Here is a 13,130-nt window from a genome sequence, read left to right as displayed (position 1 = left end):
CTTCACCCTTCCATTCGCTTCAGGACCTCGGCGAGGCTCGGTGCCTCACGGTCCCGCTGGGATGTCGATGTGACCGGCAGCGGCCAGGGCACGGCCAGCTCCGGGTCGTCGAACGCGATCGTCACGTCCTCCGTGGGATCGTGCGGCCGGTCGATCCGGTACGAGGTGTCGGCGGTCTCGGTCAGCGCCTGGAAGCCGTGCGCGCACCCCGCCGGGATGTACAGGGACACCTGGGTGTCGCCGGACAGTTCGAAGGTGGCCACGTTGCGGTACGTCGGTGAGTTCGGCCGCAGGTCGACGACGACGTCGAAGACCTTCCCGTACGAGCACCGCACGAGCTTGGCCTCGCCCTCGCCGGAGCGCAGGTGCAGGCCGCGCAGCACGCCACGGACCGAGCGGGACAGGCTGTCCTGGAGGAAGGCGTCCGGGTCCAGGCCCACGGAGCGCACCACGTCGGCGTCGAAGGTGCGGCAGAAGAAGCCGCGCTCGTCGGCGTACGGCGTCGGCTCGAAGAGGTACGCGCCGGTGATCGACGGGACTTCGGTCGCTTTCATGGTGTCTCCCGCAGTGCGTGGGCGTGGGCGGCCGCCGGGAACAGGGCTGTGGCCAGGGCGGTGAACTGGTGCTGGAGGCGCTCGGCGGCGGCCCGGTTGCGCTCGGCGAGAGTCCGCCGCAGCTCCGCCGATCGTCGCTCCAGGTCCCGGAACTGTTCGAGGAGCCGGTCGGCGTCGACCTCGCGGGCCGGGTGGCAGTACGCGCCGAGCCCCCGCTCCGCCATGAGCGTGTCGCTCTTGGCCGCGTAGCTGAGCGCGAGCGTCGGCACGCCGACCTTCAGCGCGCAGACCAGGTTGTGGTAGCGGGTCGCCACCACGGTGTCGGCGGCCGCCATCTCCTTCATGAGGTCGGCGAGCGAGGCCGCCTTGGCCGCGGTGACCAGCGGCGAGTCCACCGCGTCGAGGATCGCGGCGACCACGGTGGCGTCGCACTCGTCGCCGGTGACGAGACGGACGGGCCTGCCGTCCTCGACCAGCGCACGGACGAAGCGCGTTGTCCCGTCGAGGTAGCGCCGGTGGATCTCCTCGGCCCGGGCGCGGTCGTCGTTGCCGCCGTGGAAGTCCATGACGCCGACGCACACCGGGCCGCCGCCGGACGAAGTCGACGGCGCGCTGGCCGACGGCGTCGGCAGGGCGAACGCGAGGTCCGGGTAGACCTCGTCGCGCGCGGTGTCCACGCCCATCTCCCGCATCGCGTCGCGGGACGGGGCGTCCCGGTAGGACCGGTACGCGGCGAGCCGTGCCGACCAGCGCACCAGGGCCCGGGTCGGCCGGTCGCCGATCGCGGCGGCGCCGACACCGACCAGCGCGACCCGCGTGCGGAGCAGCCGCCCGGACGCGCAGAGCAGGAACAGCGAGTACGGGAAGCCCCAGGGCCGCAGCGGCAGCGTGGCCTCCAGGACGCCCATGCCCGGCACGATCACCACATCGTGCCGGCGCACCCAGGCGGCGGTGCGGAAGACGTCGACGAGTTTGCCGACGCCCTTCCCCGCGATCGCCCCGGCCCGCGAGGCGGTGCGGTACTCCCCGCGGTACCAGTGCAGCCGCGTCGCGGGGATCCCGTACCGGGCCGCGACGACCTCGGGTCCGCCGCACAGCGCGTCCACGACGGCCTCCGGGTGGTCGGCGCGGAGATGGCCGAGGACGGCTTCGAGCGACCCGTCGTTGCCGAGGTTGCCGGAGCCGAGCAGGCCGAACACCCCGACGCGCACGGGGGTGTGGGGAACCGGTCTCACGCCTTCCGCCCCTCGCGTCCCGCGACGACGGCGTCGACGGACACCGTGAGCCGGGCCGGGTCGACCGGCGCGCGGTCCTCGACCCGCTCGCCCGCGCCCGGCCTGGCCCTGCTGGTCGCCCACGCGGCCAGGTGGCGGTAGCAGGCGCGCCGGTCGGCCGAGGACAGCGGCGCCCGCCGGATCGCCGAGACGAAGCCCCACACGTACTCGGCGAGCAGCCGGGGCGTCGGGTGCAGCGGGCCCGCGCGGCGCGGGTCCAGGTTGACGCAACGGGAGCGCTTGGAGGGGTTCGCCCGCTCGGCGCGGGTGGGGTGGTCGCGGCGGAAGTACATCAGCTCCGGCACCTGGTGGAACGCTCCGTGCAGGCCGATCTCGGCGACGAACGTGCGGTCCGCGTGGTGGTAGCTGTCGTGCGGCTTCACGCGGCGCAGGACGTCGGCCCGCATCACGCCGTAGAAGTCGTCGCCGCCGGGCTCGAACAGCATGCTGCGGAAGCGCTCCGGCGCGCGCGGCGAGTCGGTGGCGAGCGTGTACGCGTAGGGGACCTTCACCCGCCCCTCCTCGTCGATGACCGCCTGGTCGGCGTGCGCGAGGATCACGTCGGGACGCTCGTCGAGCGCCTGCACACAGCGCCGCAGCAGGTCCCGGGCGTACAGGTCGTCGTGCGACGCCCACTTGAACAGCTCGCCGCGGCACTGCGTGAACACGTAATTGTGGTTCGGGGCGGCGCCGATGTTCCGGGTCAGGCGCAGGTAGCGGATGCGCGGGTCCTTCTCGGCGTACCGGCGGCAGATGTCCTGGGTCCCGTCGGTCGAGGCGTTGTCGGAGATGACCAGCTCGAAGTCCTCGTAGGTCTGGCCGAGCAGGGCGTCGAGCGCCTCGGCGAGGTACTCCTCGCCGTTGTACACGGGCAGGCCGATGCTCAGCCGGGGTTGGGCGGTCATGAAGTCCTCACTTCGGGGATGGGATTGCGGTGGTGCTCGCGCAGCGCGGAGCGCAGCTGCAGCCACCAGACGGCGGAGCTGCAGAGGGTCGCCGCGGCGACGCCCCAGGCCGAGCCGACCGCGCCGCCCGCGGCCGCCCCGCCGAGCCCGCCGCCGACGTAGGCGGCGGAGGCGAACAGTTGGGCGCGCAGGCTGCGCCGGGCGGCGGCGAGGGCGCGCAGCCCGGCCGCGGCGCCGATGCCGAGGCCGGAGCCCGCGACCCCGAGCACGGCGGGCACGATGAGGTCGGACGCGGAGCCCCAGACGTCGCCGAGCGCGAGTTCGCCCGCCCGGTCGGGCACCAGGAGCAGCGCCACGCCCCAGAGCAGCGCGGCGGCGGCGAGGCCGCCGGACAGCAGGAGGCAGAACCTGGCCAGGCGGTGCGGGGCCTGCCGCAGCACCCGTGCCGCTTCGGGGACCGTGACGAGCGAGAGCCCCATCAGCAGGGCCAGGAACGGCCCGAGCAGCAGCTCGGCGCCCCTGACGACGCCGACCGCGCCGACCCCGACGATCGCGCCGAGCCCGTACGCCCGCAGCTGGGACGCCCCGCTGACGCCGACGTTCTCGACCAGGTAGCGGGAGCCGAGGTCGCGTTGCTCACGCAGCCACGCGCGCGCCCGGTCCGGCCGCGGCCGGATGCCGGACTGGAAGCAGCCGTACCCGGCGGCCACCGCGGCCGCCGCGCCCCAGGCGAGGACGAAGGCCTCCACGCTGCCCACGCGCGCGGCCATCAGCAGGGCCGGGACCAGCGCGAGGGCACCCAGGAGGTCGTTGACGCAGGCCTTCTTCCCGGTGCCCGCGGCGAAGAACGAGTACCGCCAGGCGTCCTGCAGAAGCAGCCCCGGCAGCACCACGCCGAGGGCGGCGAACGCGGGCCCCACCCGGCCGCCGAGGCCGAGGCCGACCACCAGGCACACCAGGCCGATGCCACCGCCGACGCAGAGCGCGGTACCGGACGACCGGGCCGCCGCCGCCCGCCAGGACGCGTCCGGCACGCCGCTGAAGCGCACCACCAGCGGGTCGGTGGCAAGGCCACGGGAGACACTGAGCACCACGCCGTACGTCACCCAGGCCAGGCTGAACACGCCGAACGCGGTCAGCCCGAGCGAGCGGGCCACATAGATCCCCACCGCGAAGTTGGTCATGCTGCAGACCGCCTGGTCGGCCAGGCCCCAGGAAAGGCGGCCCGCCATGGCCCGCTTGGCGGTCCGCTTCTCCTTCTCGGTGGTCATCGGTGTCATGCCTTGATCAGTCCGGCGGTGCCGAGGGCGTCGGCCGCGACGACGACGGTGTCGAACGGCAGGCCCGCCCGCTCCGCGACGTCGAGCAGACTGTGCTCGCCGTCGGAGAGGCTGAGCACCCACAGCATGGCCATCTGCGCCTGCTGCGCGTCGCTGCGCCCGCCGAGGGACTCGTACAACCCCCGCCGTCCCAGCTGCGGTTCGCCATACGGGCTGAGGTTGACGTACCGCCGGTTGCGGTCCAGGACGGCGAACGCCTCGCGGCAGACGGCGAGGGTGTCCGCCATCGCCTCCGGGGAGACGAAGTCCGGGTTGTCCGCCGAGGTGTGGTACTCGGGGTAGCCCGCGTACGGGGTCCTGCTGAGCGAGCCCACGCCGAGGTTGAACCCGGGCGAGCAGTACTGCCGCTCGTCGTAGCCGTACGGAGTGAACTCGGTGACGCGGTGCGGCCGTTCGGAGGCGGAAAGGACGTGCCGCAGGACCCGGTCGATCTCCGCGTCGCCGCGCCTGCTCTGCTTGTACGTCAGCTGCCCCGCATCGCCCGCGCAGGCCAGCACGAGCCCGTGCTTGACCTGGTCGATCCGCTCCTGGTTGCGGGCCAGCCAGGTGATCGCCCCGATGGTGCCGGGCGCGTAGACGAACCGGTAGGTGTAGTACGGCGTCTCCTCCGCGAGCGCCCGCGCCAGGAACGTCGCCACCGCGACGCCGGCCAGGTTGTCGTTGGCCAGCGACGGGTGGCAGACGTGGCAGGAGACGATCACCTCGTCCGGGACCTGCCCGGGGACCACGTGCTCGGCGTAGGTGAGGTGACCGTCCGCGAGCGTGGAGTCGACGCACACCTCGTAGTCGCCGTCGGGCAGCGCGTCCAGGGTGTCCTGGGCCAGGCAGAAGCCCCACTCCGGCTTGTAGTAGCTGGTGCGATACGGCACCAGGTCCGGCTGGTCGGGCAGGGTGTGCAGGTGTGCGCGCAGCTCGGACAGCGGCATCGTCCGCGCCACCGGCACGCTGTAGCCGAGCACGTGCAGGCTGGACGCCTGGAAGTCGACGACCCGGTTGCCGTCGCCGTCGGCGATGTACGCGTCGCGGATGTTCCACTCCTGCGGCACGGTCCAGTCGAGGACCTGCGTCCCGGTCGGCACCTCGTGCGTCTGGAGCGGCACGTACTCGCCGACGATGTCCAGGGTGGCGCGCACACCGTCGCCGGTGATGCTCCGGCACAGCGGATAGAGCCGCTCCACCAGAGCGTGCATCTGCGCGCCCGCCGACGTCATCGGCTCCACCGCAGGGTGTCGTCGACGGCCCCCGCCTCGGACGCCGCGCGCAGCACGGCGAGACGGGTGAAGCGCCGCTCGAAGTCCTCCCGGGTGAGACCGAACTTATGGTAGGCGTCGGCGAGTTCGAGCGCGCCCCGCTTCACCGTCCACTCGCAGTCGAAGCCGGGGATCGCGTCCCGGAACCGGGAGAAGTCCACGCGGTAGGACCGCGGGTCGGCGCCGGTCTCCCCGGTGATCACCACCTTCGAGCCGGACACCGCCTCGGCGACCTGCTCGGCGATCTCGGCGACCGTGACGTTGTTGACCTCGCTGCCGATGTTGAAGGCCCGGTCGTGCACCGCCTCGCGGGGCGCGCCGAGCGCCGCCGTGAAGGCCCGGGCGATGTCGGCGGCGTGCACGAGCGGGCGCCACGGGGTGCCGTCGGACATCACCAGGACCTCGCCGGACAGGAGCGCGTGGCCCACCAGGTTGTTCAGGACGATGTCGGCGCGGAGCCGGGGCGAGTAGCCGAAGGCGGTGGCGTTGCGCATGTACACGGGGCTGAAGTCGCCGTCGGCCAGGGCGTGCAGGTCGTCCTCGACGCGCACCTTGGACTCCGCGTACGGCGTGACCGGGCGCAGCGGGGCGTCCTCGGCCACCAGCTCGTCGCCGCCCGCGGCGCCGTAGACCGAGCAGGTGGACGCGTACAGGAAGCGCCGCACCCCGGCCTCGCGGGCCAGCCGGGCCAGGCGTACGGACGCGTGGTGGTTGATGTCGTAGGTGAGCTCCGGGGCGAGGGAGCCCAGCGGGTCGTTGGACAGCGCGGCCAGGTGGATCACGGCGTCCACCCCGGCCACGTGCTCGGCCGTGACGTCGCGCAGGTCCACCCCGGGGCTCGGCGGGTCCGCGGGGGCCGGGCCGAGGACGCAGTCGGCGAACAGGCCGGAGTCGAGGCCGACGACCTCGTGCCCGGCGGCCTCAAGGACCGGGGCCATGACGGTGCCCAGGTAGCCCTGGTGCCCGGTCAGCAGTACGCGCATGGTTCAGTTCCCCAGGTTCAGAGTGAGTTTGGTGACGGCGAACGCCTCGGCGTAGCGCGCGTGGCATTCGATGCCGCGGATCCGGGCGAGGCCGAGGAAGGCCTCCCGGTCGTACCAGGGCCGGTGCCGCTGCGAGGGGTAGTGCTCCTGCAGCAGCCGGACCTTCTGTTCGGCGACCTCCGGCGACAGCGGCTGGTACGCCGAGGGGCGGCCGAGGTCGCCGTCCCACTTGACGATCTCGTAGCCGAGGACCAGGTGGTCGCGGAACGCGGTGGTCATCAGCTGCGCCAGGCCGCGGTGGTCCTGGTGGGCGTCGTCGGTGCGCGGCGCGAGCACCAGGTCGGGCTCGGTGCGCATGCGCAGCTCCTCGACCGCGCCCTTGGCCTCCTCCCAGTGCGCGGGCATCCGGCCGTCGGGCAACTTGAGCACGGTCAGGCCCAGTTCGGCGTCCGGGCAGAAGGCGGCGAGCGCGGCCCGCTCCTCCTGCTCCCGCTCGCTGCCGCCTCCGGAGAGCACCAGCGCGTCGACGCGCAGGCCAGGCCGCGCCAGGCACATCGCGAGGAGCGTGCCGCCCGCGCCGATGGCGATGTCGTCGCAGTGCGCGCCCACCGCGACGATCCGGTCCAGGCGGCGCCCGGCCCCGAGCCTGATCACGCGCCCACCCCCACGCCGTCGCGCTCCCACACGGCCCACGGGCGGTCGCCCCGGGCGTAGGCGCCGTCGAGCGCGGCGCGCTCCTTGACGGTGTCGGTCGGCTTCCAGAAACCGCGGTGCTGGTGCGCCACGAGGCGTCCCTGCTTGGCCAGTCGCGCGCAGCCGTCGGCGACCAGGTCCCCGTTCTCCGGGATGTGGTCGAAGACCTCCTGGCGGAGCACGAAGTAGCCGCCGTTCTCCCACAGCGGCATGTCGCTCACCGCGGTGATGCCCCCCACCAGGCCGTCCTCGCCCAGCTCCACGCAGTGGAACGACGACTGCGGCGGCACCACCATCATCGACGCCCCCGCGTCACGCCGGGAGAACCGGTCGATCATCTCCGGCAGCGGCGCGTCGGTCAGCACGTCGGCGTAGTTGGCGAGGAACATCTCGTCGCCGTCCAGGTGGTGCCGCACCCGGCGCAGGCGTTCCCCGATGGGCGACTCGATGCCGGTCTGCGCGAACGTGATCGTCCAGTCGGCTATGTCGGTGGAGAGCAGCTCGGTTCTGCCGCCCCGCAGCACGAAGTCGTTGGACGTCGTCTCCTCGTAGTGGAGGAAGAAGTCCTTGATGTGGTGGGCCCCGTACCCGAGGCACAGGATGAACTCCTTGTGCCCGAAGTGCGCGTAGTAGCGCATGACGTGCCAGATCAGCGGTCGCGGGCCGACCATCGCCATGGGCTTGGGCACGTCGTCCGCGGCACCGCTGCGCATCCGCATCCCGTAACCGCCGCAGAACAGGACGACCTTCATGCTGTTACCTCTTTCGCGGGCACCTCGACGATGCTCAGTTCCGGGATGGGGAAGACAAGGCGGCCGCCCCAGTCGTGCACGAAGGACAGCTGCTCGACGAGTTCGTCCCGCAGGTTCCACGGCAGGACCAGGACGTAGTCGGGCTTGTCGGCGGCGATCTGCTCGGGCGGCAGGATCGGGACGCGGGTGCCGGGGGTGAACCTGCCGTGCTTGTAGGGGTTGCGGTCGACCGTGTACGCGAGCAGGTCGGGCCGGATGCCGCAGTGGTTGAGCAGGGTGTTGCCCTTGCCGGGGGCGCCGTAGCCGACGACCGTCTCGCCGCGCTCGGCCGCCGTGATGAGGAACTTCAGGAGGTCCCGGCGCACCTTGGCGACGCGGGCGGAGAACTCCGTGTACCCGGACAGCTCCTGGAGCCCGGCGGCCTTCTCGCGCGCGAGGACGTCCGCCACCCGCGGGGACGGCTCACCGGCCGACTCGGCGGGCCGGGCCCACAGCCGGATGGAGCCGCCGTGCGTCGGCAGCAACTCGACGTCCACGAGAGTGAGTCCACCGCTCGCGAGGGCCCGGATCGCGGACGCGACCGTGTAGTACTGGAAGTGCTCGTGGTAGATCGTGTCGTACTGGTTCTCCTCGATCAGGGTCAGCAGGTGCTGCACCTCGATGGAGACCCAGCCGTCGTCGGCGACCAGGGCGCGCAGGCCCTGCGTGAACCCGACCACGTCGGGGATGTGCGCGTACACGTTGTTGGCCACGACCAGGTCCGCCGGGCCGTGCTCGGCGCGGACGGCCTTGCCGGTGTCCGGGCTCAGGAACTCCGTGAGCGTCGGCACGCCCTTCTCCCGTGCCGAGGCACCGACGTTCACCGACGGCTCGATGCCGAGGCAGCGGATGTCCCGGTCCACCACGTGCTTCAGGAGATACCCGTCGTTGCTCGCCACCTCGACCACGAAGGAGTCGGGCCCGAGCCCCACCCGCGCCGCCGCGTCGGCGACGTACCGGCGCGCGTGCTCCACCCAGGAGGTCGAGAAGGACGAGAAGTACGCGTACTCCTTGAACGTGTCCTCCGGAGTGATCAGCGGCGGGATCTGCGCGAGCCAGCACTCGGTGCAGACCCGCAGGTGCAGCGGGTACGCCGGTTCGGGCCTGTCCAGCTGGTCCGCGGCGAGAAAGCTCTCGCACGGCGGCGTCGCCCCCAGGTCGACGACGCTCGCCAGCGCCTCCGAGCCGCAGAGTCGGCATCCTGTCATCTACTTCCCCCCATCTCTGCCCGCGCGGGAGCCCCGCGGCGAGTCAGCGTTTCCGTTCCGTGCCGGCGGCGTGCCGTGCCCGCCGCCGTACCGCCCCGCGATCGCGGTGCGGTACCCCTCCTCCAGGCGCTCCAGACCGACGGCCGGGCTGAAGTTCCGTTCGTAACGGCGCCGGGCCGCCTTCCCCATCTCCCGGTTGCGGTCCCGCCCCGCCGTGATCCGGCGGATGCGGGACGCGAGCGAGGAGGCGTCGCCGGGCTCGTGGAGCAGCCCGGTCACCCCGTCCTCGACGAGCTCGACGAAGGCGCCGTGACCGGCGGCGACGGCCGGGACCCCCGCCGCCATCGCCTCCGCCACGACCAGGCCGAACGTCTCCATCGCCATCGACGGCGCCACCACGGCGACCGACCGCGCGACGGTCTCCCGGCACTCCTCGGGGGAGCGCAGTCCGAGGTAGCGCACGTCATCGCGCCCCTTCGCCCAGTCGGCCACCTGCCGCTCCAGCGGCCCCGCCCCGGCGAGCACGAGCGGCACGCCCACCCCGCCGGACGCGGCGATCTCGTCCCACGCGGTCATGAGCAGCCCGACGCCCTTGGCCTCCGCGAGACGGCCGAGGAAGAGCACGTGCTCGCCGGGGCCCTCCCGGCGCGCTCCCGGGTCGGGCACGAAGTTGTGCTTCACCGCGAGCCGTTCGGCCGGCATGCCGGACCGCACCAGGACGTCGCGCTGTGCTGCGGAGATGCAGAAGAACCGCTCCACCCCGGACCACCACCGCCGCCGGTTCACCGCGAGGCTCACCGCGAGCGGCACCGTCGCGAGCCGCGAGTCGCGGTAGCAGCCGTGCCGGACGGCGGGCAGCGACACCTTCGACCCGACGCACTCGGTGCACGCCTTGCCGTCCCGGTGCAGCGTGCCGGGCGGGCAGACCTGCGTGTAGTTGTGCAGGGTCGCGACGACGGGTACCCCGGCGTCGGCGCAGGCCGCGATGACCGCGGGGGACAGGAGCGGGAAGACGTTGTGGACGTGCACCACGTCCGGCCGGTCGGCGCGCAGCCGGGCGGCGAGCTCTGAGCGCACCGCCGGGTTCCACGGCACGAGGAGCGGCACCGCGACCTTGCCGAGCAGGGAGCGGGCGGCGATGTCGTCGCTGCGCCGCTCGAACACGTCGACCCGGTGGCCGGCCGCGCGCAGCAGCCCCGCCTCCTCGTCGACGACCCTGTTCTCCCCGCTCGGCTGCGCCGAGGAGTATCGGTTGTGCACTACCAGTACGTGCATGTCAGGCATGCTCAAGGTCACCTCCTGGCCCATCGCGGGACACGTCGTCGGGGGACCGCGGTCGCGGCGAGCGGCGTGGCCGCGGCGGCGGGCAGGGCGAGCAGCGAGGCGGCCAGGCCCAGGTGCAGCAGATAGGGCGAGGCGTCGCCGAGTCCTGCCTCGGTGTACGAGGAGATCGCGCAGTAGCTGATCAGGAAGATCGCGCAGGCCCTCGGCACCGACGGCGGCCGCAGCAGCGCGACGCCGCCGAGGACGGCGATGAGCGTCGCCACGATGGTGATGCCGATCAGGCCCTGCTCGTGGTAGACGGCCAGCCAGCTGTTGTCGATGGGCAGCCCGCCGAACGACTTGTCGCTCAGGCCCACCCCGAACACCTTCTCCCCGGTCGTCCGGGGCTCCGCGAGGAGAGCGTCCCAGACCTTGGCCCGGCCGGTGAGGTTGGACAGGTTCTCCTGGGTCTGGCCGCGCAGGTACCAGGACTGCAGCGCGGAGCTGAACGCCACCGCCGCCACCGTGGCGATCAGCACCGTCCAGGCGAAGAAGCGGCGGGCGGCGGAGCTGGTCAGGACGAGTGAACTGATCGCGAGCACAAGGCCGATGAGCAGACCGAGCGTGGCCGTGCGGGTATGGGTCAGGGCGAGCAGTACGACGGACGGGACGATGATCACCACCGCGCTCGCCCTGTCGGCCGCGCGGCCGAGCAGGAGCAGCACGGTGAGCCCGATGATGACCGCCGCGTACTGTCCGATCTGCGGCGGCGTGAGCGGCCACAACGCGCCGACGAGACGCCCCCCGTAGTACTCGGGCATCGCCGTGCCCGGCGCGACGACCAGGCCCGCGGCCACCGTCACGAGCACCGCGAAGTACATCCGGATGTGGTACCGGACGAACGTCAGGTCGCCGTTCCACCAGCGGCTGAGCAGCCACAGCGTGCCGACGAAGAGCGCGAACCTGGCGCAGCGGAACAGCGCCCCGTAGCCGACCTCCAGGTTCGCGCTGGAGATGACGCTCGGCACGAGCAGCAGGGTGAGCAGGAACACGAAGGCGCTCGGCCGCACGCGCAGCCGCAGGTTGAGCGCGAGCGCCAGCGTGAACGCGGCGACCAGCGCCCCCATCGTGGCCATCTGGATGAGGGAGCGGGGCAGCGTGACGACGGTCTTCGCCCCGGCGGAGCCGAGCGTGTTGAGCGCGAGGAGCGCCCAGACGATCCCGACGGCCTTCGGCGTGCCCGCGGGGCGCGCCTCGACGCCGGGCTGAGTGCCCGTCATGTCCGTTGCTCCGGGCGGGTGTCGGCGCAGCAGGTTCCCTCCCATCTCAACCACCGGCCCGGGGGTCGAAGGTGCTGCCCTCGTCCTGGCGGTACGGCGTGGCCTGCCACTGCCCGGAGTCGAGCGTCCCGTCCGTGTTGGCCGCGACAAAGCTCCACGGCCCGCGGTAGACGTTGTCGTGCCAGCGGTTGCGCTGCTTGTGGGTGATCGCCTCCGCGACCCGCTTGCCCTTGTACGGCGACCACTTGGGGTAGGTGCCGTAGTTCGCGAGGACCGCCATGCGGCCGCACTCCGCCGCGCACTTGACGACGGACTTCTTCAGGACGAAGCGGTTGTCGTGGATGTCCACGCGCTGCGTCTTCCAGCGGCAGTCGGAGTACAGCGGCGCTCTGCCGATCGCGGGCTGCTCACAGCGGTCGAGGTCCTTCACAAGGAGCGTGCAGTAGCCGGTCGAGGTGTTGGCCGGGCTGTTGCAGAACCGGTCGGAGTTCTCCCAGAGGGTGATCCCGGACCAGTTGTTCTCCAGGAGGTTCCGGTAGATCTCGATCTTGTTCGTACGGGCCCGGATCCGCGGCTCGCCGCCGGACTCGGACACGTAGATGGTCGCGTACGGGAAGTTGTCGCCCCGGTCGGCGTACTTGCGGCCCTCGACCCAGTTGTTGCGCCGGATCGTGTTGTTCCGGATGACGGCGTTGTAGCTGGTCTCGTACATGAGCGCCGCGCCGTCGTTGGCTTCGAGGACGTTGTTCTCGATGCGGAAGTCATTGTTGTTGTTGTCCGCCCACAACCCCGCTCCGCGGTTGTCGTGCACCCAGTTGCCGCGGATGTCGGCGCCGTCGACGGCCCAGAACTTGATGCCTCCGGTGCAGCCGCAACCCGGCTTCCGCTTCTCCCAGTTGTCGGTGTTGTTGCCCACGACCTCGTTGCCCTCGACCACCAGGCCCTTGATGGAGTCACCGGTCTTGTACGCGTTCATTCCGTACTGCCCGTTGGCGCGCAGGCAGCTGTCCCTGACCTCCTGGCGGGCGCCGGCCATCAGCCCGGCGCCGGAGTTGTACTGGATCTTCGCGTGCTCGATCACCCAGCCGTCGGCCATGTCGTGGTTGACCACGCCCTCGTTGTTCGGCGCGACGAAACGCTGCACGGTCAGATGGCGGATGGTGACGTCGCGGGCGCTGCCGCTGAACGCGTACTGGTTGATCTTCCGGCCGTCGAGCACCGCGCCCGGGGCGCCGAGGTAGCGGTTCCCCTTCTTGGCGACGACCTGGGCGTAGCGGTCGGGGTCGAGCCTGTGCTTGCCGGGGCGCAGCCAGAACGTGGTGTTCGGGGGGTTGCTCCTGGTCTTGGCGGCCAGGTCGCCGACCACCGCCGGGTCGACCGTCACCGCGCCCGCGGGAGCCTTCTCGGGCCCAGCCGCGGGCTCGGCGCACACCCGCGCCACGGCCGTGGAGTGTGCCCCGGACGTGGAGGGCCTGCCGGTCGGCTTCTGCGGGGCGTCCGGCGCACTCGTACAGCCGGTCGCCGCGAACAGGACCAGCGCCAGCGGTGCCGCGGGCAGGGCCCAGTGCCGCCACTTCGTCACCACGCGC

The 13,130-nt window shown here is 72.2% G+C and carries 12 protein-coding genes; all 12 read right to left on the bottom strand.

Translation table 11 applies throughout. From position 1 onward, the window contains the following. Window positions 1-2: 2 nt before the first annotated feature. The 12 genes from rfbC to OO63_RS08455 are packed head-to-tail and all read right to left on the bottom strand — an operon-like array spanning window position 3 to window position 13,126. Window positions 3-554, bottom strand: coding sequence for a dTDP-4-dehydrorhamnose 3,5-epimerase (rfbC, locus tag OO63_RS08510; protein ID WP_031192269.1), 552 nt, complete (start codon window positions 552-554; stop codon window positions 3-5). Continuing rightward, complete coding sequence (locus OO63_RS08505) at window positions 551-1,789, bottom strand: polysaccharide pyruvyl transferase family protein (RefSeq protein ID WP_031192268.1); 1,239 nt, start codon at window positions 1,787-1,789, stop codon at window positions 551-553. Before OO63_RS08505 ends, rfbC begins: the two co-directional genes overlap by 4 nt. After that, window positions 1,786-2,733: a glycosyltransferase family 2 protein gene (locus OO63_RS08500; protein ID WP_031192267.1), complete on the bottom strand. Its 948-nt coding sequence runs from the start codon at window positions 2,731-2,733 to the stop codon at window positions 1,786-1,788. The genes OO63_RS08505 and OO63_RS08500 overlap by 4 nt, the downstream gene beginning before the upstream one ends. Then, window positions 2,730-4,013 carry an MATE family efflux transporter gene (locus OO63_RS08495; RefSeq protein WP_031192266.1) on the bottom strand — a complete coding sequence of 428 codons (1,284 nt, stop codon included), beginning with the start codon at window positions 4,011-4,013 and terminating at the stop codon, window positions 2,730-2,732. The genes OO63_RS08500 and OO63_RS08495 overlap by 4 nt, the downstream gene beginning before the upstream one ends. Beyond that, complete coding sequence (locus OO63_RS08490) at window positions 4,010-5,284, bottom strand: DUF4910 domain-containing protein (protein ID WP_031192265.1); 1,275 nt, start codon at window positions 5,282-5,284, stop codon at window positions 4,010-4,012. Before OO63_RS08490 ends, OO63_RS08495 begins: the two co-directional genes overlap by 4 nt. Further along, window positions 5,281-6,306: an NAD-dependent epimerase/dehydratase family protein gene (locus tag OO63_RS08485; protein ID WP_031192264.1), complete on the bottom strand. Its 1,026-nt coding sequence runs from the start codon at window positions 6,304-6,306 to the stop codon at window positions 5,281-5,283. Before OO63_RS08485 ends, OO63_RS08490 begins: the two co-directional genes overlap by 4 nt. Window positions 6,307-6,309: 3 nt before the next feature. After that, window positions 6,310-6,960 carry a PIG-L deacetylase family protein gene (locus tag OO63_RS08480; RefSeq protein WP_031192263.1) on the bottom strand — a complete coding sequence of 217 codons (651 nt, stop codon included), beginning with the start codon at window positions 6,958-6,960 and terminating at the stop codon, window positions 6,310-6,312. After that, complete coding sequence (locus OO63_RS08475; protein ID WP_030363718.1) at window positions 6,957-7,751, bottom strand: glycosyltransferase family protein; 795 nt, start codon at window positions 7,749-7,751, stop codon at window positions 6,957-6,959. The genes OO63_RS08480 and OO63_RS08475 overlap by 4 nt, the downstream gene beginning before the upstream one ends. Beyond that, on the bottom strand, window positions 7,748-8,998 hold the full coding sequence (locus tag OO63_RS08470; protein WP_031192262.1) for a class I SAM-dependent methyltransferase: 1,251 nt from the start codon (window positions 8,996-8,998) through the stop codon (window positions 7,748-7,750). The genes OO63_RS08475 and OO63_RS08470 overlap by 4 nt, the downstream gene beginning before the upstream one ends. After that, window positions 8,999-10,273 (bottom strand): glycosyltransferase, encoded by a 1,275-nt coding sequence (locus OO63_RS08465; protein ID WP_031192261.1) that lies wholly within the window; start codon window positions 10,271-10,273, stop codon window positions 8,999-9,001. A 17-nt stretch (window positions 10,274-10,290) separates the two neighbouring features. Further along, the gene (locus OO63_RS08460; protein WP_030363704.1) at window positions 10,291-11,586 is read right to left on the bottom strand and encodes a membrane protein; all 1,296 of its coding nucleotides are present in this window, start codon (window positions 11,584-11,586) and stop codon (window positions 10,291-10,293) included. Window position 11,587: 1 nt separating this feature from the next. Then, window positions 11,588-13,126 (bottom strand): right-handed parallel beta-helix repeat-containing protein, encoded by a 1,539-nt coding sequence (locus tag OO63_RS08455; protein WP_051810658.1) that lies wholly within the window; start codon window positions 13,124-13,126, stop codon window positions 11,588-11,590. Window positions 13,127-13,130 lie beyond the last annotated feature (4 nt).

The organism is Streptomyces alboflavus (assembly GCF_000716675.1).
Taxonomy (GTDB): Bacteria; Actinomycetota; Actinomycetes; order Streptomycetales; family Streptomycetaceae; genus Streptomyces; species Streptomyces alboflavus.
This window is presented reverse-complemented; position numbering and strand designations above follow the sequence as displayed.

Coding starts and splice junctions, on each gene's coding strand:
- rfbC (WP_031192269.1), bottom strand. CDS start 554: ATGAAAGCGACCGAAGTCCCGTCGATCACCGGCGCGTACCTCTTCGAG.
- OO63_RS08500 (WP_031192267.1), bottom strand. CDS start 2,733: ATGACCGCCCAACCCCGGCTGAGCATCGGCCTGCCCGTGTACAACGGC.
- OO63_RS08495 (WP_031192266.1), bottom strand. CDS start 4,013: ATGACACCGATGACCACCGAGAAGGAGAAGCGGACCGCCAAGCGGGCC.
- OO63_RS08490 (WP_031192265.1), bottom strand. CDS start 5,284: ATGACGTCGGCGGGCGCGCAGATGCACGCTCTGGTGGAGCGGCTCTAT.
- OO63_RS08485 (WP_031192264.1), bottom strand. CDS start 6,306: ATGCGCGTACTGCTGACCGGGCACCAGGGCTACCTGGGCACCGTCATG.
- OO63_RS08475 (WP_030363718.1), bottom strand. CDS start 7,751: ATGAAGGTCGTCCTGTTCTGCGGCGGTTACGGGATGCGGATGCGCAGC.
- OO63_RS08470 (WP_031192262.1), bottom strand. CDS start 8,998: ATGACAGGATGCCGACTCTGCGGCTCGGAGGCGCTGGCGAGCGTCGTC.
- OO63_RS08465 (WP_031192261.1), bottom strand. CDS start 10,273: ATGCACGTACTGGTAGTGCACAACCGATACTCCTCGGCGCAGCCGAGC.
- OO63_RS08460 (WP_030363704.1), bottom strand. CDS start 11,586: ATGGGAGGGAACCTGCTGCGCCGACACCCGCCCGGAGCAACGGACATG.